Origin of the sequence: Pseudomonas sp. 37 R 15 (assembly GCF_900004865.1) — a bacterium.
Lineage (GTDB): Bacteria > Pseudomonadota > Gammaproteobacteria > Pseudomonadales > Pseudomonadaceae > Aquipseudomonas > Aquipseudomonas fluorescens_AM.
The window spans coordinates 38,746-63,864 of the sequence record NZ_CVTV01000011.1; the positions used below are offsets into that span (position 1 = coordinate 38,746).

General features: G+C 61.3%; 21 protein-coding genes. 10 read left to right on the forward strand and 11 right to left on the reverse strand.

Translation table 11 applies throughout. The features are described 5' to 3' along the window. Positions 1-38: 38 nt before the first annotated feature. Entirely contained in the window at positions 39-1,973 is a 1,935-nt protein-coding gene (locus tag BFQ04_RS02755) for a BCCT family transporter (protein WP_232790546.1), read from the forward strand. Positions 1,974-2,140: 167 nt separating this feature from the next. Here the strand turns inward: BFQ04_RS02755 and choV are convergent, their stop codons facing one another. From choV to BFQ04_RS02770, 3 genes are all read right to left on the reverse strand, one after another. After that, the gene (choV, locus tag BFQ04_RS02760) at positions 2,141-3,319 is read right to left on the reverse strand and encodes a choline ABC transporter ATP-binding protein (RefSeq protein ID WP_065949483.1); all 1,179 of its coding nucleotides are present in this window, start codon (positions 3,317-3,319) and stop codon (positions 2,141-2,143) included. Then, a complete protein-coding gene (gene choW / locus BFQ04_RS02765) occupies positions 3,316-4,161 on the reverse strand; it encodes a choline ABC transporter permease subunit (protein ID WP_003194913.1) in 846 nt (281 codons plus the stop codon). The genes choV and choW overlap by 4 nt, the downstream gene beginning before the upstream one ends. Before the next feature lie 69 nt (positions 4,162-4,230). Then, a complete protein-coding gene (locus BFQ04_RS02770) occupies positions 4,231-5,178 on the reverse strand; it encodes a choline ABC transporter substrate-binding protein (protein WP_065949484.1) in 948 nt (315 codons plus the stop codon). Positions 5,179-5,595: 417 nt separating this feature from the next. Here BFQ04_RS02770 and BFQ04_RS02775 point away from each other — a divergent pair, with 417 nt between their 5' ends. Further along, a complete protein-coding gene (locus BFQ04_RS02775; RefSeq protein WP_065949485.1) occupies positions 5,596-6,972 on the forward strand; it encodes an L-serine ammonia-lyase in 1,377 nt (458 codons plus the stop codon). A 491-nt stretch (positions 6,973-7,463) separates the two neighbouring features. Next, entirely contained in the window at positions 7,464-8,567 is a 1,104-nt protein-coding gene (locus tag BFQ04_RS02780) for a choline metabolism transcriptional regulator GbdR (protein ID WP_065949486.1), read from the forward strand. Positions 8,568-8,656: 89 nt separating this feature from the next. On the opposite strand, the gene BFQ04_RS02785 is transcribed toward BFQ04_RS02780, so the two are convergent. The 5 genes from BFQ04_RS02785 to BFQ04_RS02805 all read right to left on the reverse strand — a co-directional run bounded on the left by BFQ04_RS02785 (position 8,657) and on the right by BFQ04_RS02805 (position 12,627). After that, the gene (locus tag BFQ04_RS02785; RefSeq protein WP_065949487.1) at positions 8,657-8,920 is read right to left on the reverse strand and encodes a hypothetical protein; all 264 of its coding nucleotides are present in this window, start codon (positions 8,918-8,920) and stop codon (positions 8,657-8,659) included. 225 nt (positions 8,921-9,145) lie between these two features. Beyond that, positions 9,146-9,637, reverse strand: a complete 492-nt coding sequence (locus BFQ04_RS02790; protein ID WP_065949488.1) for a thioesterase family protein — start codon at positions 9,635-9,637, stop codon at positions 9,146-9,148. A gap of 54 nt (positions 9,638-9,691) precedes the next feature. Continuing rightward, the gene (locus BFQ04_RS02795) at positions 9,692-10,657 is read right to left on the reverse strand and encodes an L-carnitine dehydrogenase (RefSeq protein WP_065949489.1); all 966 of its coding nucleotides are present in this window, start codon (positions 10,655-10,657) and stop codon (positions 9,692-9,694) included. A gap of 63 nt (positions 10,658-10,720) precedes the next feature. Beyond that, positions 10,721-11,608 carry a 3-keto-5-aminohexanoate cleavage protein gene (locus tag BFQ04_RS02800; RefSeq protein WP_065949490.1) on the reverse strand — a complete coding sequence of 296 codons (888 nt, stop codon included), beginning with the start codon at positions 11,606-11,608 and terminating at the stop codon, positions 10,721-10,723. 74 nt (positions 11,609-11,682) lie between these two features. Continuing rightward, positions 11,683-12,627, reverse strand: a complete 945-nt coding sequence (locus tag BFQ04_RS02805) for a choline ABC transporter substrate-binding protein (protein ID WP_065949491.1) — start codon at positions 12,625-12,627, stop codon at positions 11,683-11,685. Between the two features lie 193 nt (positions 12,628-12,820). Here BFQ04_RS02805 and BFQ04_RS02810 point away from each other — a divergent pair, with 193 nt between their 5' ends. Beyond that, on the forward strand, positions 12,821-13,765 hold the full coding sequence (locus BFQ04_RS02810) for a GlxA family transcriptional regulator (RefSeq protein WP_065949525.1): 945 nt from the start codon (positions 12,821-12,823) through the stop codon (positions 13,763-13,765). A gap of 391 nt (positions 13,766-14,156) precedes the next feature. On the opposite strand, the gene BFQ04_RS02815 is transcribed toward BFQ04_RS02810, so the two are convergent. Both BFQ04_RS02815 and BFQ04_RS02820 read right to left on the reverse strand, forming a co-directional pair. Continuing rightward, positions 14,157-14,573, reverse strand: a complete 417-nt coding sequence (locus tag BFQ04_RS02815; protein WP_065949492.1) for a DUF3010 family protein — start codon at positions 14,571-14,573, stop codon at positions 14,157-14,159. 40 nt (positions 14,574-14,613) lie between these two features. Next, positions 14,614-15,015 (reverse strand): lysozyme inhibitor LprI family protein, encoded by a 402-nt coding sequence (locus tag BFQ04_RS02820; protein WP_065885435.1) that lies wholly within the window; start codon positions 15,013-15,015, stop codon positions 14,614-14,616. Positions 15,016-15,234: 219 nt separating this feature from the next. On the opposite strand from BFQ04_RS02820, the gene BFQ04_RS02825 reads away from it, so the two are divergent. The 6 genes from BFQ04_RS02825 (at position 15,235) to BFQ04_RS02850 (ending at position 22,973) form a co-directional block, all read left to right on the forward strand. Further along, positions 15,235-16,212, forward strand: a complete 978-nt coding sequence (locus tag BFQ04_RS02825) for a dipeptidase (protein WP_010207105.1) — start codon at positions 15,235-15,237, stop codon at positions 16,210-16,212. 52 nt (positions 16,213-16,264) lie between these two features. Then, entirely contained in the window at positions 16,265-16,795 is a 531-nt protein-coding gene (locus BFQ04_RS02830; RefSeq protein ID WP_065949493.1) for a 4-vinyl reductase, read from the forward strand. Positions 16,796-16,810: 15 nt separating this feature from the next. Continuing rightward, the gene (gene dgcA, locus BFQ04_RS02835; RefSeq protein WP_065949494.1) at positions 16,811-18,871 is read left to right on the forward strand and encodes a dimethylglycine demethylation protein DgcA; all 2,061 of its coding nucleotides are present in this window, start codon (positions 16,811-16,813) and stop codon (positions 18,869-18,871) included. A 157-nt stretch (positions 18,872-19,028) separates the two neighbouring features. Then, entirely contained in the window at positions 19,029-20,972 is a 1,944-nt protein-coding gene (gene dgcB, locus BFQ04_RS02840) for a dimethylglycine demethylation protein DgcB (RefSeq protein ID WP_065949495.1), read from the forward strand. Then, a complete protein-coding gene (locus BFQ04_RS02845; RefSeq protein ID WP_065949496.1) occupies positions 20,972-22,192 on the forward strand; it encodes an electron transfer flavoprotein subunit alpha in 1,221 nt (406 codons plus the stop codon). The genes dgcB and BFQ04_RS02845 overlap by 1 nt, the downstream gene beginning before the upstream one ends. Positions 22,193-22,202: 10 nt before the next feature. Beyond that, entirely contained in the window at positions 22,203-22,973 is a 771-nt protein-coding gene (locus BFQ04_RS02850; protein ID WP_065949526.1) for an electron transfer flavoprotein subunit beta, read from the forward strand. An 837-nt stretch (positions 22,974-23,810) separates the two neighbouring features. Here the strand turns inward: BFQ04_RS02850 and gbcA are convergent. Beyond that, positions 23,811-25,106 (reverse strand): glycine-betaine demethylase subunit GbcA, encoded by a 1,296-nt coding sequence (gbcA, locus tag BFQ04_RS02855; protein WP_065949497.1) that lies wholly within the window; start codon positions 25,104-25,106, stop codon positions 23,811-23,813. Positions 25,107-25,119 lie beyond the last annotated feature (13 nt).

The following is a 25,119-nucleotide window of genomic DNA, read 5'->3' on the forward strand; positions in this document are numbered from 1 at the left end:
TAAAGACCCCGCCGCAAAAGGTGCGGGTCAACGGTTGGGTGTTTTACACCTCCACCGCGCTGATTCTGTTGTTGACCGCCATTCTGATCATCGCCCCGCAGGAGGCCGGGCGCATGCTCGGCGTCGCCCAGGCCTGGCTGTCGAAAAGCTTCGGCTGGTACTACATGGTGGTCATCGCCGCCTACCTGGTGTTTGTGGTCGGTCTGGCGTTTTCGTCCTATGGCAAGTTGAAACTGGGCAGCAAGGACGACACGCCGGACTTCAGCTACGGCGCCTGGGCCGGGATGCTGTTCTCGTCGGGCATCGGCATTTCGCTGCTGTACTTCGGCGCCTCCGAGCCCCTGGATCATTACTTCAACCCGCCCGAAGGCGCGGCCGCCAGCAATGGCGCGGCACGTCAGGCCTTGCAACTGACCTTCCTGCACTGGGGCCTGCATGGCTGGGCGATCTATGCGCTGGTCGGCCTGGCCGTGGCGTACTTCGCGTACCGCCATAATCAGCCGCTGGCCTTGCGTTCGGCGCTGTACCCGCTGGTGGGCGAGCGCTGGGTAAAAGGCGCGGCCGGCCACGCGGTGGACGGTTTCGGCATGTTCGTGACCTTGCTCGGCCTGGTGACCAACCTGGGGATTGGCTCGATGCAGGTGTCGTCGGGGCTGGAAAACCTGTTCGGCATGGCGCACAGCAACACCAACCTGTTGATCGTGATCATCGTGATGAGCACCGTGGCGACCATCGCTGCGGTGTCGGGCGTGGAGAACGGCATTCGTCGCCTGTCCAACCTCAACATCGTCTTGTTCAGTGGGTTGCTGATCTTCGTGCTGCTGTTCGGCCCCACCCTGCACTTGCTCAACGGCCTGGTGCAAAACACCGGTGATTACCTCAACGGTATCGTGCTCAAGACCTTCGACCTGTATGTGTATGAAGGCGACGGTGCCAAGACCGAGCGCTGGATGGGCCTGTGGACCCTGTTCTACTGGGCCTGGTGGATTTCCTGGGCGCCCTTCGTGGGCATGTTCATTGCGCGTATTTCCCGTGGGCGGACCGTGCGTGAACTGGTGGCCGGCGTGCTGCTGATCCCGCTGGGCTTCACCCTGGCGTGGTTGTCGATCTTCGGCAACTCGGCGCTGGACCTGGTGCTGAACCATGGCGCGGTGGAGCTGGGCAAGACCGCGCTGGAGCAGCCGTCCATGGCGATCTACCAGTTGCTTGAGCATTACCCGGCGTCGAAGATCGTCATCGGGGTGTCGATCTTCGTGGGCTTCGTGCTGTTCCTGACGCCGGCGGATTCCGGCGCGGTGATGATGGCCAACCTGTCGTGCACCGGCGGCAACGTGGATGAAGATGCGCCGCACTGGCTGCGCATCTTCTGGTCGGCGGTGATCACCCTGGTGACCATCGGCCTGCTGTTCGCCGGCAACTTCGAAGCCATGCAGACCATGGTGGTGCTGGCGGGGCTGCCGTTCTCGGTGGTGCTGATCTTCTTTATGTTCGGTTTGCACAAGGCCATGCGCCAGGACGTGGCGATCGAACAGGAGCAGGCGCAACTGGCTGAACGCGGGCGTCGCGGCTTCAGCGAGCGTTTGACCGCATTGGACCTGCAACCGAGCCAGGGCACCGTGCAACGCTTCATGGACAAGCACGTAACGCCGGCACTGGAAGAGGCCGCGACGGCGTTGCGTGAGCAGGGGCTGGAAGTGCAGACGCTGCTGGGCAAATCCAAGCGCTGCATCGGTGTGCGGATCGAGATGGAGGAGGGCAACCCGTTTGTCTACGAAGTCAGCCTGGATGCATATTCTTCGGCGCCCAATGATCTGCCTGAAGAAGAACGCACGCGTTACTACCGTGCCGAGGTCTACCTGCACAACGGGCCTCAGGAATACGACCTGATGGGCTTCACCCAGGAGCAGATCACCCGGGATGTGCTCGATCAGTTTGAAAGCCATCGGCAGCTCCTTGGCCGGGTCTATAGCTGATAGTTGAAACGAGCGGCGCCCTCACTGGCACCGCTTTCTTATGTCGTACATAGATCAAAATGTGGGAGCGGGCTTGCTCGCGAATGCGGTGTATCAGTGGCAGATGTGCTGACTGACACACCGCATTCGCGAGCAAGCCCGCTCCCACATTTGCTTTGCGGTGTGGCTTAACCCAGGTTTTTGCCTAAGAGCGCGTGATACAACTCACTGTCCCCCAGAATCCCCACCACCTTGTCATTGTCCTGCAACACCAACTTATTCCCGGTGTGATACCGAATCTGCAACGCATCACGCATGCCGATATTCGAGTCCACCAACGTCGGCGCCCGGCCCAAACCTTCCACCGGTTGCCCCGGCGCCCAGTTCTGCAGGTTCAACGGCGTGCCATTCTGGCGAGCGCCCTTGATGACGTTGCCTTCAGTCAGGTCAAGCCACGAGTCACCGCCCGGGTCCAGGCTGATCGAGCCGTTGACGTGGGTGCAGTTATCCACAGTGCGCATCAGGCTGCGGCCGCACAGCACGTTCAGCGGGTTGGTGTGGGCAACGAAGGTACGCACATAGTCGTCCGCCGGGTTCAGCACGATCTCTTCGGGCACGCTGTACTGGATGATCTTGCCGTCTTTCATGATCGCGATGCGGCTGCCCAGCTTGAGGGCTTCGTCGAGGTCGTGGCTGACGAACACGATGGTCTTGCTCAGCTTGCGCTGCAGTTCCAGCAGTTCATCCTGCAAGCCTTGGCGAATCAAAGGGTCGAGGGCGGAGAAGGGTTCGTCCATCAGCAGGATATCGGCGTCCATCGCCAACGCTCGGGCCAGGCCGACGCGCTGTTGCATGCCGCCGGACAGCTCGTCCGGCTTCTTGTTGCGCCATTGGGTCAGGCCCACCAGTTCGAGTTTTTCATCGACCAGCGTGCGCCGCTCCTTTTCCGGGCGGCCCTGCATTTCCAGGCCGAAGCTGATGTTCTCGCGCACCGTCAGCCAGGGCATCAGGGCGAACTTCTGGAACACCATGGCGATGCGTTTGGTGCGCATCATTTTCAGCTCGGCCGGCGTGCAGGAGGCGATGTCGATCTGGCGACCTTCATGCTCCACAAACAGTTGGCCACGGCTGACCGTGTTGAGGCCGTTGATGCAGCGCAGCAGGCTCGATTTGCCGGAGCCCGACAGGCCCATCAGCACACAGATCTCGCCTTTCTCGATATCCAGGCTGGCGTTTTCAACGCCGACAATCTGCCCGGTCTTTTTCAGGATTTCGTTACGGCTCATGCCCTGGTCCAGCAGCTTGAGCGCTTCGCGTGGGTCTTTGGAGAAGATCACGTCGACTTTGTCGAATCGGATAATGCTCATGCATCACCCCCTACTTTGGCGTCGGGTTGTTTGCAGATACGGTCGAGCATGATGGCCAGCAACACGATTGCCAGGCCCGCTTCAAAGCCCAGGGCGATATCGGCCGTGTTCAGTGCGTTGACCACCGGCTTGCCGAGGCCGTCGGCACCCACCAGCGCCGCGATCACCACCATCGACAACGACAGCATGATGCATTGGGTAATGCCGGCGGCAATGCTCGGCATGGCGTGGGGCAGTTCAATGCGCGAGAGCAACTGGCGGCGCGAGCAGCCGAAGGCCTTGCCGGCGTCCATCAACTCCTGCGGTACGTCGCGGATACCTAGGTAGGTCAGGCGGATCGGCGCGGCAATCGCGAACACCACCGTGGAAATCAGCCCGGGCACCACACCCAGCCCGAAGAGGGTCAGGGTAGGGATGAGGTAGACGAAGGTCGGCACGGTCTGCATCAGATCGAGTACCGGCCGCATCATGGTGTAGAACATCGGCTTGTGCGCGGCAACAATGCCCAGCGGCACGCCGATGACCACGCAGACCAGGGTGGCGAACAGCACCTGGGCGAGGGTTTCCATGGTTTCCTGCCAGTACCCCAGGTTGAGGATCAGCAGGAAGGAGGCGATGACAAACACCGTCAGGCCCCATTTGCGTTGAATAAAGTGAGCCAGCAGCGCAATCAGACCGATCAATGCCAGCGGATTGAACCAGGTCAGCGCAAACGTCACGCCGTGGATCATCGTTTCCAGTGTCGATGCGATTGCGTCGAAGTAGTTGGCACCGTGTTGGGTCAACCAGTCGACGAAGGCAGCGATGTACTGGCCTAGTGGGATTTTCTGTTCAGTCAGCATGGTAGTGAATGTCCACATGCGAAGAGGGAAACATCCCGGGGCAGCGCACCGCCCCGGGGTCAGCGGGTGCTATTTGGCGAGGTAAGCCTTGACGGCGTCGAGTCCTGGTTTGCCATCGACCGTGGTGACACCGGCCAGCCAGGTGTCGAGCACTTGCGGGTTCTTCTGCAGCCAGGCCCTGGCGGCGGCGTCGGCCTTCATCTTGTCGTCCAGGACGTTACCCATCAGGGTGCTTTCCATGTCCAGCGTGAACACCAGGTTTTTCAGCAACTGGCCAACGTTGCTGCATTCCTGGGTGTAGCCCTTGCGGGTGTTGGTGTAGATGGTGGCCTGGCCGTAGTTGGGGCCGAACGAATCGTCACCCCCGGTCAGGTACTTCATCTTGAAGCGAGTGTTCATCGGGTGCGGTTCCCAGCCGAGGAACACGATGGCCTGGTTGCGCTTGGAGGCGCGTTCAACCTGGGAGAGCATCCCGGCTTCACTGGATTCGACCACTTTGAAACCGGCGGTCTTGAGGCCGAAGGCGTCTTTGTCGATCAACGTCTGGATGGTGCGGTTGCCGTCGTTGCCCGGCTCGATGCCGTAGATCTTGCCGCCCAGCTCGTCCTTGAATTTGGCGATATCGGCGAAGTCTTTCAGGCCCTTGTCATACAGCGCCTCGGGCACCGCCAGGGTGTACTTGGCGTTCTCCAGGTTGGCGCGTACGGTTTCCACGGTGCCGGCTTCGCGGTACTGCTTGATGTCGTTTTCCATGGTCGGCATCCAGTTGCCGAGGAAGATGTCCATGTTCTTGCCGTCGGCCAGGGACTTGTAGGTCACTGGGACCGAAATCATCGTGGTGCGTGGCTTGTAGCCCAGGCCCTTGAGGATTTCGCTGGTGGTCGCGGTGGTGACGGTGATGTCGGTCCAGCCGACATCGGAGAAGTTGACGGTCTTGCACTGTTCCGGTTCTGCGGCGTGCGCCATGACCGGCAGACTCAGCATGGCGGCCAACAACAACGAGGGTGAACCTTTCATCGGGGTAGACTCCTGTGTTTTTTCTGGCGGCATTCGCCGCGCTTTATAAGTGCTGCTATTGGAGTGTGCGTCGGGCAGCTCTGGCACGGTGCCTTGCAAACGAGTCGAGACTGATCATGTACCAGTGAAAATCTGACGCCTACAGGGGGCGTCGTATCCAGTACAGGGAGGGTCGCATCCAGTGTCGGTGACGTCGCTTACAGATTTTTCCAAAGGTAAAACCGCTGTTTTTACCCTTCTGCACCGCAAAAAACGCCCAAAACAGGCCATTACACGCGAGCGACGCTGGTGAGCATGGGTGCGTCGGTGTGAGACGCCGTGAGCGGCAACAAAAGCTTGATGATGCCGCCATCTGGGCGATCTGAGCGTAGCACCTCGTTCAAGCCCGGCCCGTGCTTATCGAGGAGTTCCACGTTAATGGCTATCAGCGTTTTCGACCTGTTCAAGATCGGCATCGGGCCTTCGAGTTCTCACACCGTCGGCCCCATGCGCGCCGCGGCGTTGTTCGTTCAAGCATTGCGTGAACGCGACCTGTTGGAACAGGTCAGGCGGGTCGAAGTTCAGCTGTACGGCTCCTTGTCGGCCACCGGCATCGGCCATGGCAGCGACACCGCCACCATCATGGGCCTGATGGGCGAGTGGCCGGACGCGATCGACCCGTCGCAGATCGGCGTGCGCATTCACACGCTGCGCGAAACCGACACCTTGCAGCTCGACGGCCGTTTGCCGGTGCCGTTCGTATGGTCGCGGGACATGCGCCTGCTCGACGAAAACCTGCCGTTCCATCCCAACGCCATGACCCTGGTGGTGTGGGGGGATGACGGCGAGTTGCACCGCGACACCTACTACTCGGTAGGCGGCGGTTTTGTGGTGGATGAAGCCCAGGCCCGCAGCGGTGTTGCCGACATGGACAGCACCGAGCTGCCCTATGATTTTTCCAGCGCCGCAGAGCTGTTGCAGCTGTGCAAGACCCACAACCTGCGGGTCGCGGAGTTGATGTTGGCCAACGAGAAGGTCTGGCGCTGCGAAGAAGAAATCCGCAGCGGCCTGATGAAACTCTGGCGCGCCATGCAGGACTGTGTGGAGCAGGGTCTCAAGCACGAGGGCATCCTGCCCGGCGGTCTCAATGTGCGCCGTCGCGCTGCCAAGTTGCACCGCAGCCTGCAGGAGCTGGGCAAGCCGAATGTGATCGGTTCGACCTTGAGTGCCATGGAGTGGGTCAACCTGTTCGCCCTGGCGGTCAACGAAGAAAATGCCGCCGGTGGGCGCATGGTCACCGCACCCACCAATGGCGCGGCGGGGATCATTCCGGCCGTGCTGCACTATTTCATGAAGTTCAGTGAGGAAGTGACTGAGGCCAATGTGGTCGACTACCTGCTCGGTGCGGCGGCAGTGGGCATTCTGTGCAAGAAGAACGCCTCGATCTCCGGTGCCGAAGTCGGCTGCCAGGGCGAAGTGGGTTCCGCCTGCGCCATGGCCGCCGCAGGCCTGGCCGAAATTCTCGGCGCCACACCGGAGCAACTGTGCAACGCCGCGGAAATCGGCCTGGAACATAACCTGGGCCTGACCTGCGACCCGGTGGGCGGCCTGGTGCAAGTGCCGTGCATCGAGCGCAACGCGATTGCGGCGGTGAAGGCGATCAATGCGGCGCAGATGGCCTTGCGCGGCGACGGCCAGCACTTTATCTCCCTGGACCGGGTGATCCGCACCATGCGTGATACCGGGGCGGATATGCATGACAAGTACAAAGAGACCTCGCGGGGCGGGTTGGCGGTCAGTGCTGTCGAGTGCTGAGACCGCGTCGCCTGCTATCGGGGGCAAGCCCCCTCCCACATTTGAAATGCGTTGCCCTGTGGGAGGGGGCTTGCCCCCGATAGCGGTAGTCCGCTCAATACTGCTCACAAAGTGAACACCCCAACGAAAACCGCCACCTTTTAGCGCGTCGCAAATAGATAAGTAGCCTGCGAACGATTTACCCCACCGCCAGTCGTCCCCCGCGCTTTGGGTGACAGACTCCTCCTACACCCGCAAAGCGCCTTCCCACAAGTGCTACCGTTCTGCTCACAGCCCTTGAACACCCATCGCCGTGCGTTATATCCCGCGTTTAATGCGCGGGCTCATATAGACGCATCAACAGGTCGTTTTCAGGATTTGTTGAATGGCCATTCAATTTTAGGCATGGCATTTGCTCTATCAATTCAAAGCCTCCTCCCTTGCAAGGGATGAGCGCAATAACAAGAGCCTCGCCTGAGGCCATCACCTGCTTTGTGTGAGGAGATACTGTGATGACGTCGTCCAACTCCGGGGCTCAACCCCAGAACCGTGCGCCTCAATCCATCGGCTTTTTGCTGCTGGACAATTTCACGCTGATTTCCCTGGCGTCGGCCGTGGAACCCCTGCGCATGGCCAATCAGCTGTCCGGTCGCGAGTTGTATCGCTGGACAACCCTGAGTGTCGACGGCAACCAGGTGTGGGCCAGCGACGGTCTGCAGATCACGCCCGATGCCGCCATGCACAAGGCCCCGGTCCTGGACACTGTCATCGTGTGCGGTGGCGTGGGCATCCAGCGCACCGTCACCCGCGAACACGTGTCGTGGCTGCAAAGCCAGGCGCGTCAATCCCGTCGTCTCGGTGCGGTGTGCACCGGCAGTTGGGCCCTGGCCTGCGCGGGTCTGCTTGACGGTTTCGATTGCAGCGTGCACTGGGAATGCCTGGCATCGATGCAGGAAGCCTTCCCCCGCGTGGCCATGAGCACCCGCCTGTTCACCCTCGACCGCAACCGCTTCACCAGCTCCGGCGGCACCGCGCCGTTGGACATGATGCTGCACCTGATCAGCCGCGACCACGGCCGTGAACTGTCGGCCGCCATCTCCGAGATGTTTGTGTACGAACGCATCCGCAACGAACAGGATCACCAGCGCGTGCCGCTCAAGCACATGCTCGGCACCAACCAGCCCAAGCTGCAGGAAATCGTTGCGCTGATGGAGGCCAATCTGGAAGAGCCCATCGACCTGGACGAACTGGCGGTGTACGTCGCTGTGTCGCGTCGCCAGCTGGAGCGGCTGTTCCAGAAATACCTGCACTGTTCGCCCTCGCGCTATTACCTCAAGCTGCGCTTGATCCGTGCGCGGCAGTTGCTCAAGCAGACGCCGATGTCGATCATCGAAGTGGCGTCGGTGTGCGGCTTTGTGTCCACGCCGCATTTTTCCAAGTGCTACCGCGAATACTTCGGCATTCCGCCACGGGACGAGCGCGTAGGCTCCAACACCACCCAGCAAGTGGCGATGATGCCGATTCCGCAGGCACTGGTGCTGTCACCGCTGTCGGGGCCGATGTCGGCGCTGAGCCAGGCCAGGAACGAGTCGACTTTCGCGAGTGTACGGCTTTAAACCGAGTTGCCTGCATCGGGGGCAAGCCCCCTCCCACCTTTGGAATGCGTTTCCCTGTGGGAGGGGGCTTGCCCCCGATTAGCGATCTATCAGGCGCCGGAGTTCTGCTTGAACTGCATCAAAGCCGGCAACAACTGCTTATCGATCGCCTGCCGCACCGCCGGCAAAATCGTCGCCTTGCCGGTGTACATCTGTTCCACCATGCCTTTGAGCGCCTTGGCCCGCGCTTCGCTCAAACCGCGTACCGCACACTCGCATGCCTGCTCGGCAGTGGCACCGCTGGACACTTCAAAACCCAACGAGCGCAGCTGGCCCAGCAGGTCATCCTGGTCAATCAAATCCGCGTGCATCATGACGTTTTTCCTGGTGTAGGGAACGGTGATTGAGCTGGATTCTGGTAGGCCCCCGGCCGGTGGGCAAGCGCAGAATCGAGCAATGGCTCGGATGGCTATGAACAGGTCGTTTTCGGGTCACTCGGCCGTGCAAGTAATAGGCACACTGGCGCCAGGCACGCAGCTTGACGGTTTGGTCACCCTCGGGATGCACGGCTCACACAAGGCACCTCTGCCCCGATCCAGTCACGGCTGGATCGGGGCTTTTTTTGCTGGCAGACCGATGACCCGGCCGAGCAGGGCGGGCCGTGGCAGCTCGGCCTGTGCAGCGCTGATTGCGGTGAGCTTGTGCAGCGTGGCCTCAGTGAACGGCGTTGCCTGCGGACCGGCCAGGTCGACATGCAGCAGCATCTGTTCGTTGCCGGCCAGCTCCTTTTCATCACCCAGCAGATGCAGGCTGTGATAGAGGTGCAGGCGCTTGGCATCAAAGGCGATCAGTTGGGTGCGAACCTCGACCTCGGCCCCCAGCTTCACTTCGTGCAGGTAGTTCAAATGCAGCTCCAGCGTGAACAGCGAGTGGCCGCTGGCTTCGCGGTTGTCGCTATCGAGACCCAGTTTGTCCATCAGCGCATCGGTGGCGTAGCTGAAGATCAGCAAATAGAACGCATCGCGCAGGTGGCCGTTGTAGTCCACCCAGTCGGGCTGGATTCTAGTTGTGTAGGTTTTTAATGCGGGCATGGGGCTGTACTCGGTAAAGAATGTGGGAGGGGGCTTGCCCCCTCCCACATTTTGTTATTCGGCGAAGGTCATGCCGTGCCTGGCCTTGGTGGTTTTCACCGCCTCCAGCACCGCCAGCAGGCAATCATCACGATAGCGCTCCAGCGCCGAAATGCTGTGGCTACCCAGTTGGTTGCTTGTGCCGGCCACCACATCGTCAATCAACGTGTCGGTCAATTCGGGCGCGGGAAGATACGTCCACGGCAACTGCAATGCCGGACCGAACTGCGCCATGAAGTGGCGCATGCCCGCGTCGCCTCCCGCCAGTGTGTAGGTGAGGAAGGTGCCCATGAACGACCAGCGCAGGCCGGCGCCAAAACGAATCGCATCGTCGATTTCACCCGTGGTCGCCACGCCATCGTTGACCAGATGCAGCGCCTCGCGCCACAGCGCTTCCAGGAGTCGGTCAGCGATAAACCCAGGCACTTCCTTGCGCACGTGCAGTGGGCGCATGCCGAGGGATTCATACACCTTGATCGCGGCCTGGATCGCCTCGGGCGCGGTGCGCTTGCCGCCCACCACTTCCACGAGGGGCAGCAGGTACACCGGGTTGAACGGGTGGCCGACCACGCAGCGCTCGGGGTGGGTCGAGCTTGCATAGAATTCGCTTGGCAACAGCCCTGACGTACTCGACCCAATCAACGCATCCGGCTTGGCTGCTGCGCTGATCTGGCTGTGCAATTGCAGTTTCAACTCCAGGCGTTCAGGGGCACTTTCCTGGATGAAGTCAGCGTCTTTCACGCACTCTTCAATGGTGGCGACAAAGCGCAGGCGGTCCTGGGAAGCGCCCGGGGCCAGGCCTTGTTTCTCCAGGGCGCTCCAGGCATTGGCGACGCGTTTGCGCAACGCCGCTTCGGCACCGGGCGCCGGGTCCCAGGCCACGACATCCAGGCCGTGGGCGAGGGCGCGGGATACCCAGCCGCTGCCGATAACACCGCTGCCCAGGGCGGCGAAGGTTTTGATTTCTGTGATAAAGCACATGGGTGCATTCCTAAAGAGTTTGGTGATCCCCTGTGGGAGGGGGCAAGCCCCCTCCCACATTGTTTATCCGCGCTTGGTCAGGCCCATCTTGATACGGCCCTCGGCCGGGGTCATGACCCGTGCGCCCAGGCGGCTGAGGATTTCGCTGGCGCGTTCAACCAGTTGGCCATTGGTGGCGAGCACGCCCTTGTCCAGCCACAGGTTGTCTTCCAGGCCGACCCGCACGTTGCCGCCCAGCAACACCGCCTGGGCGGCCATCGGCATCTGCATGCGGCCAATGCCGAAGCCGGCCCATACCGCGTCGGCGGGCAGGTTGTCGACCATGGCTTTCATGGTGGTGGTGTCGGCCGGCGCGCCCCACGGGATGCCCAGGCACAGCTGAAACAGTGGGTCGTCGAGCAAACCTTCCTTGATCATCTGCTTGGCGAACCACAGGTGGCCGGTGTCGAAAATTTCCAGCTCGGCCTTCACGCCCAGTTCTTGGATACGCTTGGCGCCCGCCCGCAGTTGCGCGGGGGTGGACACGTAAATGGTGTCGCCATCGCCAAAATTCAGCGTGCCGCAGTCCAGGGTGCAGATTTCCGGCAGCAATGCTTCGACATGCGCCAGGCGGGTCAGCGGGCCGACCAGGTCGGTGTTGGGGCCGAACTCCATAGGGGTCTCGCCGCCACCGATCTCCAGGTCGCCGCCCATGCCGGCGGTGAGGTTGACGATGATGTCGATGTCGGCCTCGCGAATGCGCTCCATCACTTCACGGTACAGCGCCACATCGCGGCTGAACGTGCCGGTATGCGGGTCACGCACATGGCAGTGCACCACGGTCGCGCCGGCCTTGGCGGCTTCCACGGCGGCGGCCGCGATTTGTTTGGGAGTGACCGGCACATGCGGGCTTCTGGCGGTCGTGTCGCCAGCACCGGTGAGTGCGCAGGTGATGATGACGTCATGGTTCATGGGGCAGGTTCCTTACAGGCGTGGGGGTGCCATTCGCAGCCGGTCGGGGCCGCGAAGCGGTGTTCTGGAAAAGGTTATTGACGGGTCAGTTGAAGGTTGGCCGCAGCCGGCTTGCCATCGAAAGTGGTCACGCCGTCCAGCCAACGCGCCTGGTCTTGCGGGTGATCCTTGAGCCACTGCCTGGCCGACTCGATAGGGTCTTTGTGATCCAGCAAAGGCTGCATCATCCGGCTCTCGTCGGCGGCGGTGAAGGTCAGGTTGGTCAGCAGTGTGTGCACGTTGGGGCATTGCTCTGCGTAGGCCGGCGCGGTGACTGTCCACACAGTGGCCATGCCTTCGTTCGGGCCCAGGGCGTCGTCGCTGCCGGTGAGGTAAGTCATGGCGACGTTGACGTTCATCGGGTGCGGCGCCCAGCCGAAGAACACCACGGCTTCCTTGCGGCGTACTGCACGGTCGACGGCAGAGAGCATGGCCGCTTCACTGGATTCAACCAGTTGGAATTTGCCCAGGCCGAACTGGTTCTTGGCGATCATCGCCTTGATCTGGGTATTGGCGCCCGAGCCCGGCTCGATGCCATAGATCTTGCCGCCCAGCTCTTTTTCGAACCGGGCGATATCGGCAAAGGTCTTCAGGCCCTTGTCCGCCAGGTAAGTCGGTACGGCGAGAGTGGCGCGGGCGTCTTCCAGGCTGGGTTTATCGAGCACCTTGACTTGCTTGGCGTCGACGAACGGCGTGATGGTCTGGGTCATCAGCGGGTTCCAGTAGCCCAGGAACAGATCCAGGCGCTGGTCGCGGATGCCGGCAAAGATAATCTGTTGGGAAGCGCTGGTCTGTTTGGTCTTGTAGCCAAGGCCGTCGAGCAGCACCTGGGCCATGGCACTGGTGGCGATCACGTCAGTCCAGTTCACCACGCCCAGGCGTACGTTCTGACATGAAGCGGCATCCGCTGCCATGGCGTGGGTGCTCAAAAGGGCGCTGGCGCTGAATGCGAGCACGCAACGGCTGATCAGTCGGTTCATGGTGGAGCCCTCGGCAGGTCGTTATTGTGGGGTCCGGCGTCTTTGTGCGCCGTGCAGCCAAGTTACGTCCCTTGGGCAGCGCCGAAACGCACAGCGGCGACCGGCTCTTGCACTGCAGCGACCTGCGCGCTTGAATCCGCCCTTGAACGGGAGTATCACAGTGCCACGCTGGTCGTCCTACGAGAGCGTCATCATGTCCCAGGATTTTTATTTTTTGCTGATGCCGGGGTTCTCGGCCATTGGTTTTATCTCTGCCCTTGAGCCGTTGCGCGTGGCCAATCGCTTTCGTGGCGAGTTGTACCGCTGGCACATATTGAGCGCCGACGGCGGTGCAGTGCTGGCGAGCAACGGCATGTCGGTCAACGCCGATGCCGCGCTGGAGCCGCTGAAAAAAGGCGCGACCTTATTGGTGGTGGCCGGCTTCGAGCCGCTGCAGTTCGCCACGCCTGCGCTGGAACACTGGCTACGCCGTCTTGACCACGAAGGCGTAACCCTCGGCGCGATCGACACCGGCGCCTGCGTGCTGGCCGAAGCGGGCCTGCTCGACGGCCATCGTCTGACCTTGCACTGGGAAGCCATCGATGCGTTCAAGGAATCGTATCCGCAGTTGAGCGTCACCCAGGAGCTGTTCGAGATCGACCGCCGCCGCATCACCTGCGCCGGCGGCACCGCCTCCATCGACCTGATGCTCGACCTGATCGCCCAGGCCTATGGCCCTGAGTTGGCGATCCAGGTCTCTGAACAATTCGTGCTGGGCCGCATCCGCCCGCGCAAAGACCACCAGCGCATGCAGATCGCCACGCGCTACGGCATCACCAACAAGAAACTGGTGCAGGTGATCGGCGAGATGGAGCAGCACACCGAGCCGCCCCTGAGCACCCTGGCCTTGGCCGAGGCGATCAAGGTCACCCGGCGCCAACTGGAGCGGCTGTTTCGCCTGCATTTGAACGACACACCGAGCAACTTCTACCTGGGCCTGCGCCTGGAAAAAGCCCGAAAACTGCTGCGCCAGAGCGACATGAGCGTGCTGGAGGTGAGCATAGCCTGCGGGTTTGAGTCGCCGTCGTATTTCACTCGTAGCTATCGGGCAAGGTTTGCGAAATGTCCGAGGGAGGATCGGCGACGGGAGGTGGTTTGATCGTTTTTTAGTCAATTATAGGCGCGACTATAATTTAGAGTCGTTTCCATAATTAGGTATAAAAGCGGCCGGCACCGCGGATCAAATGTGGGAGGGGGCTTGCCCCCGATAGCGGTGGGTCAGCAGCACATAAGTGACTGACACACCGCCATCGGGGGCAAGCCCCCTCCCACAGTAGATTTTGGTGTGGCTTATTTTTTCAGCAAGGCCGAACACGCCGCTTTGTAGGCCTCATGCTGAACTTGTTCAACGCACCACACACGAAGCTAAAGGCACCGCGGATCAATGTGGGAGGGGGCTTGCCCCCGATAGCGGTGGGTCAGCAGCACATAAGTGACTGACACACCGCCATCGGGGGCAAGCCCCCTCCCACAGTAGATTTTGGTGTGGCTTATTTTTTCAGCAGGGCCGAACACGCCGCCTTGTAAGCTTCATGCTGATACTTGTTCAGCGTGGCAGGCAGGTCAACGTTGTGCTTTTTGTTCTGCGCATTGATGGTTTGCGGTGACAGAAGCGTCACTTCAACCCCGTCCAGCAACTGAAACACCCCTTCAATCTTGAACGTCGTCGGGCCTCCGGCGAATTCGCCTTTCTTGCTGCGCTTCTTGATCGCGATACGGGTGATGGCGTTTGCCTGCACGAACGCCTTCACCTGCGCGGCGAAGGCTTTGACGTTGGCGGCCTCATCGTCGTCTTCAAGGGCGATTTTCTTGGTGGTCAGGGCGACGTGGGTCAGCGCCTGGTTATCCAGCGAAGCGACGGCGATGATGGCTTCGCTGCCTTTGATTTCAATGCCGCAGATAGTCATGAAGAGCCTATGTTCAGAAGAAAAGTGGCGCGATTGTCGTTTATTCCTGCCCAATCGACTCCAAAAACTCCGACCGCTCGTCACTCATCCGCGCCAGGCAGTCGTTGTGCGCAATCGCGTATGCCTTGGTGCCGGTCACCGCCGGGAAGGTATCCACCGCGCAATCGGCGTCGCGCAGTTTTTCCCATTTTTGCTGGGCGTCCTTCAGACGGGCGGTAATGTCCGCCAGTTTGGTCTTGTCGCTGCCGTAGGTCGAACCCATGCGTTCCAGCAGCCCCTGATAGTTGTCCTTGAGCAATTGCTCGGCGGTGGTTTTGTTGTAGGTGGCGCATTCCAGGGTTTGCTGGTCGTTCTCGATGCCGTCACACGGCGTGCTGTCGGTGTCTTCGGCCGCGTGGACGCCGGTTGCGATGAGTGCCAAAGCCAGGAAAATCGATTTCATTGCGCCGTCTCATATCAGGTGATGCGGGAATTCTGGCTCAAGCGTCAGACAAAGAACAGCCGCCAGTCAGACCTCTCTTAACAGCCTTTGTCGTGGATTGACGCTTTCGGCAATTCCCCTGTCGTTTTTGCACCCGGCTCCGTCGGTCCCTGGGCATATGCTGGCCCCAAAGCGCCGGCAGACGATTCGGCGCATGAATCGCCAATAAGGGGACGCCTGATGAGCCCAGCCGAGTTGCACGCCGACAGCATCGTTATCGACGGTCTGATTATTGCCAAGTGGAACCGCGACCTGTTCGAAGACATGCGCAAAGGTGGCCTGACCGCCGCCAACTGCACGGTGTCGGTGTGGGAAGGCTTCCAGGCCACGATCAATAACATCGTTGCCAGCCAGACCCTGATCCGCGAGAACAGCGACCTGGTGATCCCGGTGAAAACCACCGCCGATATTCGCAAGGCCAAGGAGCAGGGCAAGACCGGCATCATCTTCGGTTTCCAGAATGCCCACGCGTTCGAAGACCAGCTCGGCTACGTCGAGATCTTCAAGCAGCTCGGCGTCGGGGTGGTGCAGATGTGCTACAACACCCAGAACCTGGTCGGTACCGGCTGCTACGAGCGTGACGGCGGCCTGTCGGGGTTCGGGCGCGAAATCGTCGCCGAGATGAACCGTGTCGGCATCATGTGCGACCTGTCCCACGTCGGTTCCAAGACCAGCGAAGAAGTCATCCTCGAATCGAAAAAGCCGGTGTGCTATTCCCACTGCCTGCCATCGGGCCTCAAAGAGCACCCGCGCAACAAGTCTGATGAAGAACTCAAGTTCATCGCCGACCATGGTGGCTTTGTCGGCGTGACCATGTTCGCGCCGTTCCTGGCCAAGGGCATTGATTCGACCATCGACGACTACGCCGAAGCCATCGAATACACCATGAACATCGTCGGCGAAGACGCCATCGGCATCGGCACCGACTTCACCCAGGGCCATGGCCAGGATTTCTTTGAAATGCTGACCCATGACAAGGGCTACGCCCGCCGCCTGACCAGCTTCGGCAAGATCATCAACCCGCTGGGCATCCGCACCGTGGGCGAGTTTCCCAACCTGACCGAGACCCTGCTCAAGCGTGGCCACCCCGAGCGCGTGGTACGCAAGATCATGGGCGAGAACTGGGTCAACGTCTTGAAGGACGTCTGGGGCGAATAAGCCAGGCACCTATCGGCAACACCACAACGAATTTTTCTGGAGTTAAGTTTCCATGGCCAAGATCGCCCCGCAATTGCCTATCGAAGTCGACAGCGAAACCGGTGTCTGGACCTCCGACGCCCTGCCCATGCTGTATGTGCCGCGTCATTTCTTCGTCAACAACCACATGGGCATCGAGGACGTACTGGGTGCCGACGCCTACGCCGAGATCCTCTACAAGGCCGGCTACAAATCCGCCTGGCACTGGTGTGAAAAAGAAGCCGAATGCCACGGCCTGGAAGGCGTCGCGGTGTTCGAGCATTACATGAAACGCTTGTCGCAACGCGGCTGGGGCCTGTTCAAGATCCAGGACATCGACCTCGACAAAGGCACCGCCAGCATCAAGCTTGAGCACTCGGCGTTTGTCTACGTGTACGGCAAGGTCGGGCGCAAGGTCGACTACATGTTCACCGGCTGGTTTGCCGGCGCCATGGACCAGATTCTGCAGGCGCGTGGCAGCCAGATTCGCACTGTTGCAGAGCAAGTCTACGGAGGCTCCGAAGAGGGCCACGATGACGGCCTGTTCACCGTCAAGCCGTTGTAAGCCGAGGACCGTGCCATGGCTTTCGAAGCAATGTTTGCGCCGATCCAGATCGGCAAACTGACCATCCGCAACCGCGTGCTCAGTACCGCCCACGCCGAGGTGTATGCCACCGACGGCGGCATGACCACCGACCGCTATGTGAAGTACTACGAAGAGAAAGCCAAGGGCGGTATCGGCCTGGCGATCTGCGGCGGCTCGTCGGTGGTGGCCATCGACAGCCCCCAGGAATGGTGGAGTTCGGTGAACCTGTCCACCGACCGCATCATCCCGCATTTTCAGAACCTGGCCGACGCCATGCACAAGCATGGCGCCAAGATCATGATCCAGATTACCCACATGGGCCGTCGCTCGCGTTGGGACGGCTTCAACTGGCCGACCCTGATGTCGCCGTCCGGCGTACGTGAACCGGTGCACCGCGCCACCTGCAAGACCATCGAGCCGGAAGAAATCTGGCGCGTGATCGGCAACTACGCCAGCGCCGCCAAGCGCGCCAAGGCCGGCGGCCTTGACGGTGTGGAACTGTCCGCCGTGCACCAGCACATGATCGACCAGTTCTGGAGCCCGCGGGTCAACAAGCGCACCGACGAATGGGGCGGCAGTTTCGAGGGCCGCATGAAGTTCGGCCTGGAAGTGCTCAAGGCCGTACGTGCCGAAGTGGGTGACGACTTCTGTGTGGGCATGCGCCTGTGCGGTGACGAGTTCCACCCGGACGGCTTGTCCCACGAAGACATGAAGCAGATCGCCAAGTATTACGATGACACCGGCATGCTCGATTTCATCGGCGTGGTGGGCTCGGGTTGCGACACGCACAACACCCTGGCCAACGTGATCCCCAACATGAGTTACCCGCCGGAGCCGTTCCTGCACCTGGCCGCCGGTATCAAGGAAGTGGTCAAGGTCCCGGTGCTGCACGCGCAGAACATCAAGGACCCGAACCAGGCCACGCGCATCCTCGAAGGCGGCTATGTGGACATGGTCGGCATGACCCGTGCCCATATCGCCGACCCGCACCTGATCGCCAAGATCAAGATGGGCCAGATCGACCAGATCAAACAGTGCGTCGGCGCCAACTACTGCATCGACCGCCAGTACCAGGGCCTGGATGTGCTGTGTATCCAGAACGCCGCGACCTCCCGTGAATACATGGGCGTGCCGCATATCATCGAGAAGTCCACCGGGCCCAGGCGCAAAGTGGTCGTGGTGGGGGCAGGACCTGCCGGTATGGAGGCTGCACGTGTCGCCGCCGAACGTGGCCACGACGTAACCCTGTTGGAGAAGAAAGAGTTTATCGGCGGGCAGATCACCACTGCATCGAAAGCGCCGCAACGTGACCAGATTGCCGGCATTACGCGCTGGTTCCAGTTGGAACTGGCGCGCTTGAAAGTCGACCTGCGCCTGGGCGTGGCGGCCGATGCCGAAACCATCCTGGACCTGCGCCCGGACGTGGTGGTGCTGGCCGTCGGTGGGCATCCGTTCATCGAGCAGAACGAACACTGGGGCGCTGCCGAAGGGTTGGTGGTGAGCAGTTGGGATGTGCTCGACGGCAAAGTCGCACCGGGCAAGAACGTGCTGGTGTACGACACCATCTGTGAATTCACCGGCATGTCGGTGGCGGATTTCCTGGCGGACAAAGGTTGCCAGGTCGAGATCGTCACCGACGATATCAAGCCAGGCGTGGCCATCGGCGGTACGTCGTTCCCGACTTACTACCGCAGCATGTACCCCAAGGAAGTGATCATGACCGGCGACATGATGCTGGAAAAGGTCTACCGCGAAGGCGACAAGCTGGTGGCGGTGCTGGAGAACGAATACACCGGGGCCAAGGAGGAACGGGTGGTGGACCAGGTGGTGGTGGAGAACGGCGTGCGTCCGGACGAAGCCCTTTACTACGGGCTCAAGGAAGGTTCGCGCAACAAGGGCCAGATCGACGTCGAAGCGCTGTTCGCGATCAAGCCGCAGCCGTGCCTGAGCGAAGCGGGTGAGGGGTACTTGCTGTTTCGCATCGGTGACTGTGTGGCCCAGCGTAATACCCACGCCGCCATCTATGACGCCCTGCGCCTGTGCAAAGACTTTTGATGAGGTGAACTCGGTCAAATGTGGCAGGGGGCTTGCCCCCGATAGCGGTGGTTCAGCTACAGCTGTATCAACTGACACTCCGCCATCGGGAGCAAGCCCCCTCCCACATTCAAGGCCAGTTTCACAGTAGGCCTGTGTGGTCTTTGGGAGCTTCACCATGTTGAACACCTTGCTGCCTATTCTCCTGTTTGCCGCTTTGGGGCTCGCCGTGCTTGGCGCTTTGCGCCGGGCGAACATGTGGCGCCGTGGGCGCGCCTCCAAAGTCGACCTGCTTGGCGGCCTCCTGGCGATGCCCAAGCGCTACATGGTCGATTTGCACCACGTGGTCGCCCGCGACAAATACATCGCCAACACCCATGTCGCTACCGCATTGGGCTTTGTGCTGTCGGCGCTGCTGGCGATTCTGGTGCATGGTTTCGGCCTGCAAAACCGTATCCTCGGCTACGCCTTGCTGCTGGCCTCGACCTTGATGTTTGTCGGCGCCATCTTCATGTACCTGCGCCGCCGCAACCCACCCGCACGCCTGTCCAAAGGCCCGTGGATGCGCCTGCCGAAAAGCCTGATGGCGTTCTCGGTGAGCTTTTTCCTGGTGACCCTGCCGGTGGCCGGCATTCTGCCCGCCGATTTTGGCGGATGGCTGCTGGCCGCGTTGTTGAGCGTGGGCGTGCTGTGGGGCGTGTCCGAAATGTTCTTCGGCATGACCTGGGGCGGCCCGATGAAACACGCTTTCGCCGGCGCCCTGCACCTGGCCTGGCACCGCCGCGCCGAGCGCTTCGGGGGCGGCCGCTCCACCGGTTTGAAACCGCTGGATCTGAGCGACAAGACCGCGCCACTGGGCGTGGAAAAACCCAAGGATTTTACCTGGAACCAATTGCTCGGTTTCGACGCCTGCGTGCAGTGCGGCAAGTGCGAAGCGGCGTGCCCGGCGTTCGCGGCCGGCCAGCCGTTGAATCCGAAAAAACTCATCCAGGACATGGTGGTCGGCCTGGCCGGCGGCACCGATGCCAAGTTCGCCGGCAGCCCGTATCCAGGCCAACCGATTGGTGAACACGCCGGCAACCCGCACCAGCCGATCGTCATCGGCCTGGTGGACGCCGAGACGTTGTGGTCGTGCACCACCTGCCGCGCCTGCGTGGAAGAGTGCCCGATGATGATCGAGCACGTCGACGCCATCGTCGACATGCGCCGCCATCTCACCCTGGAAAAAGGCGCCACGCCGAACAAGGGCGCTGAAGTCCTGGAAAACCTGATCGCCACCGACAACCCCGGCGGCTTCGCTCCGGGCGGTCGCCTGAACTGGGCGGCGGACCTGAACCTGCCGCTGCTCAGCGACAAGGGCAGCTGCGAGGTGCTGTTCTGGGTTGGTGACGGTGCCTTCGACATGCGTAACCAACGCACCCTGCGTGCGTTCGTCAAGGTGCTCAAAGCGGCAGGTGTGGACTTCGCGGTACTCGGCCTTGAAGAGCGCGACAGCGGCGACGTGGCGCGGCGCCTGGGCGATGAAGCGACGTTCCAACTGTTGGCCTCGCGCAACATCCAGACGTTGGCCAGGTACAGCTTCAAACGCATCGTCACCTGCGACCCGCACAGTTTTCACGTGCTGAAAAACGAGTACGGCGCTTTCAACGGCAACTACGTCGTGCAGCACCACAGCACCTTCATGGCCGAACTGATCGGCGACGGCGCGCTGAACCTGGGCCAGCACAAAGGCACCAGCGTGACCTACCACGACCCGTGCTACCTGGGCCGCTACAACGGTGAATACGAGGCACCGCGCCAAGTGCTGCGTGCGCTGGGCATCGAGGTCAAGGAGATGCAACGCTCGGGCTTTCGATCGCGCTGCTGCGGCGGCGGCGGCGGAGCACCGATCACTGACATCCCCGGCAAGCAGCGTATCCCGGATATGCGCATGGACGATATCCGCGAAACCGGCGCCGAACTGGTGGCCGTGGGTTGCCCGCAGTGCACCGCAATGCTCGAAGGTGTGGTCGAACCGCGCCCGCTGATCAAGGACATCGCCGAACTGGTGGCCGACGCGTTGCTTGAAGACGCCGCGCCGGCCAAAGCTCCCCCCAAACGTGAACCTGCGGAGGTGCATTGATGAGCGACATTATCCGCCGCGACCCACGGGCCGAATGGATCGCCCGTAATCGCCTGCACCCGCTGCACGCGGCGATGCAGCCGGTGCAACAGAGTTGGATGGGGCCTAACGGCGTCATCCGCAAGAATGTGCACGGTGTGGGTTTTATCGGCCCCAACGGCATCAAGCGCATCGACCGCAGCGGCGCGCAACAGGGCGGTGCGGCCAAGCGTACGGCGGCGGTCGAGGTGCAGTTGCCGCTGCACCAGGTCCCGGCCCCGGCGTTCTACATCAATGTGGTGCCGGATATGGTCGGCGGCCGCCTGAGCAGCCACGACCGCGATGTGCTCGGCCTGGCGCGGCAACTGGCCGGCAGCGACGGCGCGGTACTGGCGGTGGTGTTTGGTGAACACAAGGAAAGTGCGTTTGCGACAGCGGGCGTAGACCGCCTGCTGGTGCTGGAAGGCCACGAATTCGACGGTTATTCACCGGAACAACGCGTCCAGGGCCTGCGGGCTGTGGATAACCAATTCAACCCGCGTCACTGGTTGCTGCCCGACAGCCGCAACGGTGGCGGTGAACTGGGCCGACGTTTTGCCGCCAGTCTCAAGGAACGTCCGGCCACGCGGGTGTGGCAGATCAAGGGCGAGTCGTGTATCGGTCGCGCCGGCGCGGGCCAGGAAGATCTGGCGCGGCCGCTGCCACGCCTGATTCTCGCCGCCGCCGAATGCGCCGACCCGGTCAGCGAGACGCGCCATGAAGTGTTGCCCGTGGAGTTATCCACAAGCCTGGCGCGCAGCCTGCCGCGTATCGAAGACCTCGGCGCGGTGGCAGTGGACCCGGCGGCGATTCCGATGGCCGAAGCCGAATTCATTTTCTCCGGCGGTAACGGCGTGAAGGATTGGGCGTTGTTCCACCAGACCGCTGCCGCCCTGGGCGCCACCGAAGGCGCTTCACGGGTCGCGGTGGACGATGGCTTCATGGCGCGTGATCGCCAGGTCGGCGCCAGCGGCACCTGGGTCACGGCGCGGGTATACGTGGCCGTGGGCATTTCCGGGGCGATCCAGCACCTGCAAGGCATCGGTGCCTGCGACAAGGTGGTGGCGATCAACCTCGATCCCGGCTGCGACATGATCAAGCGTGCCGACCTGTCGGTGATCGGCGAAAGCGCCGCGATTCTGCACGCCTTGATCGCTGCGGTCGAGGCCTACCGCAACGGCGCCAAGCGCGATGCAGCCTAGGGACATGACCATGACAACCAATGTAATCAGCCTGGTATCCATCGGCGCCCATCCCACCTCCGGGCGCCCGCGCCGTGCCGAACAGGATGCGCGTGCCGTCGAGCTGGGCCTGCAGATGGCTGGGGATAAGTTGCAGGTGCTGCACGCCGGCGACATCAGCGAGCCGACCCTGCGCAGCTACCTGGGCATGGGCTTGGCGCAACTGCATGTGCTGGAGCAGCCGGCCGGCGCCGATGCGTTGCCGGTGTTGAGTGACTATCTGCGCGAAGCCGGCGCCCAGGTGGTGCTCACCGGCAGCCAGGCGGAAACCGGTGAGGGCTCGGGCATGCTGCCGTTCCTGTTGGCGGAGCAACTGGGCTGGCCGCTGATTGTGGGGCTGGCTCAGGTTGAGTCCATCGATGCCGGCGTGGCCCATGTGCTGCAGGCGTTGCCACGCGGCCAGCGACGGCGCTTGAAGGTCCGCTTGCCGTTTCTGGCGACGGTGGATAACGCTGCGCCCAAGCCACGCCAGAGTGCGTACGGCCCGGCGCAACGTGGCGAGCTTGCCGCCCACGACGTCGAGATTGAACAGGATGAGTTATTCACAGGCGCTGCGCTGCAACCGGCCAAGCCTCGGCCCAAGCGTCTCAAGGTGATCAAGGCCAAGAGCGGCGCTGATCGTATGAAGGCTGCGACGGCCAAGGCCAGCGGGGGCGGGGGGCAAGTGCTCAAGGGCGTAAGTCCTGAAGAGGGCGCGCAAGCCATACTCAAATTGCTCATAGAAGAAGGCGTCGTACGCTGATCCCCTGGTGGGAGGGGGCTTGCCCCCGATTGCAGTGTGCCAGTCAGTACATCTGTTACTGATACACAGCGATCGGGAGCAAGCCCCCTCCCACAGAGTTATGGCGTTTACCCACAATCGCTGTTGATCTGCCTGTGGATAACCTGTTCGCGGTTGTCTGCACCCCCTGTATATCAAGCCCTGCAGCCCACTGTACGAAAAATAACCAACCTAACGTGCGGTTTTTATTCGGTTTTTTCCTGGGCTGACGCCTGGACTTGCCCCCAAAGTCTGTTGGCGCTTCTGTGGATAAGATGTTCGCTGTCGGCTGAGAGCCTTATAAATAAAGGCTTTGCTCGATACGATCAAAATATGATCAATTATCGCGTATACGCCTCTGAATACCCCTGTATGCCGCGAGATATGCAGTCTTGAGGTGGTTTTCCACAGCGCGGGCAAAGTTGCCCCCAAAGTCTGTTGGTGCTTCTGTGGATAAGGTGTTCGCGTACCGCTACAGGTCACGTATTTTGGGGCTTTCAGTGGGTTGATCAAAAAACGATCAGGCGCTTGTCAGATGCATGATTCTGAATAAGTCACGGATTTTCTTGATTTAATTTTGGTGGTAGCCGGCAGTTGCCCACAATTGCTGTGGGTGGCTCTGTGGATAAGTTGTTGGGTAACGGCTGGAGCGCCCAGCCGCAGCGGGCTAGACTATTGTTGCTCAAATTTTGAACAGCTCAGATTCTTGATGTGGCAGGGGCTTGCCCCCGATAGCGGTGCATCAGCCAATAAAGTTGCTGGCTGAACCACTGCAATCGGGGGCAAGCCCCCTCCCACATTTGATCCACGGTGTGTCAGTTACTCGTGCGCAGCCACGCCCTTGAGGTAAGGCGCTGGCGCCGCGCCGAGGTTGTTGAGCATGCGCTCGCTGTACCAATCCACAAAATTCACCACACCGAACTCATAGGTCTTGGAGTACGGCCCCGGCTGGTAAGCGGTGGAGTTGATCCCACGCTGATTCTCTTCGGCCAGGCGCCGGTCCTGGTCGTTGGTGGCGTCCCATACCTGGCGCATGCGCTCCACGTCGTAGTCCACGCCTTCCACCGCGTCCTTGTGCACGATCCACTTGGTGGTAACCATGGTTTCCTGGGCGCTGATCGGCCACACGGTGAACACGATGATGTGATCGCCCATGCAGTGGTTCCACGAGTGGGGCAGGTGCAGGATACGCATCGAGCCCAGATCGGGGTTTTTGATCCGGCCCATCAACTTGGCGCAGCCCTGCTTGCCGTCCAGGGTCATCGACACGGTGCCCTTGAGCAGCGGCATGCGCACGATGCGGTTACGCAGGCCAAAGCTGGCGTGGGCGTAAGGGATCTTCTCGGCATCCCAGGCGGCCGCGGAGGCGGCTACATGATCCTTGAACGCCTGGTCGGCACGCGGGTCGGTGACGTCGTCCCATTCCAGCAGGGTTTTCAGCAGTTCCGGGTGCGACGCGTTGCAGTGGTAGCACTCGCGGTTGTTTTCCAGCACCAGCTTCCAGTTGGCTTTCTCGAACAAGGTGGTCTGGATCGCCACCTTGGTGTTCTCCATGTCGTAGGGTTCCATGTAATGGCTCAGGGTCGACAGGAAGTCATCGATGGCCGGCGGGTTCTCGGCCAGGCTGATGAAGATATAGCCGCCGGCGGTTTTCACGTTCACCGGTTTTAGGCCGTACTGCTTCATGTCGAAGTCGGCGCCCATCTCGGTGCCGGCGAACAACAGGCGGCCGTCCAGCTCGTAGGTCCACTGGTGGTAGTGGCACACGAGCTTGGCAACCTTGCCCTTGTCGCTGGTGCACAAGCGCGAACCACGGTGACGGCACACGTTGTGAAACGCATGCACCACACCGTCGGCGCCACGGATCACGATGATCGGGTTCTTGCCCACCTGCAGGGTCAGGTAGTTGCCCTTGGTGGGGATTTCGCAGGTCATGCCGGCGATCAGCCACTCTTTCTGGAAGATTTCCTGCATGTCGATATCGAACAGCCGCTCATCAGAGTAAAACGGCTGCGGCAGCGAAAAGGTGCGCTCGCGCTCTTGCAGCATGTGCGCGGTGGCCTTGCGTGCGGGTTCCAGCGGATCGCCCAAGCTTAAGGTTGCGGTGACGTCCATCGTGTATGTCCTC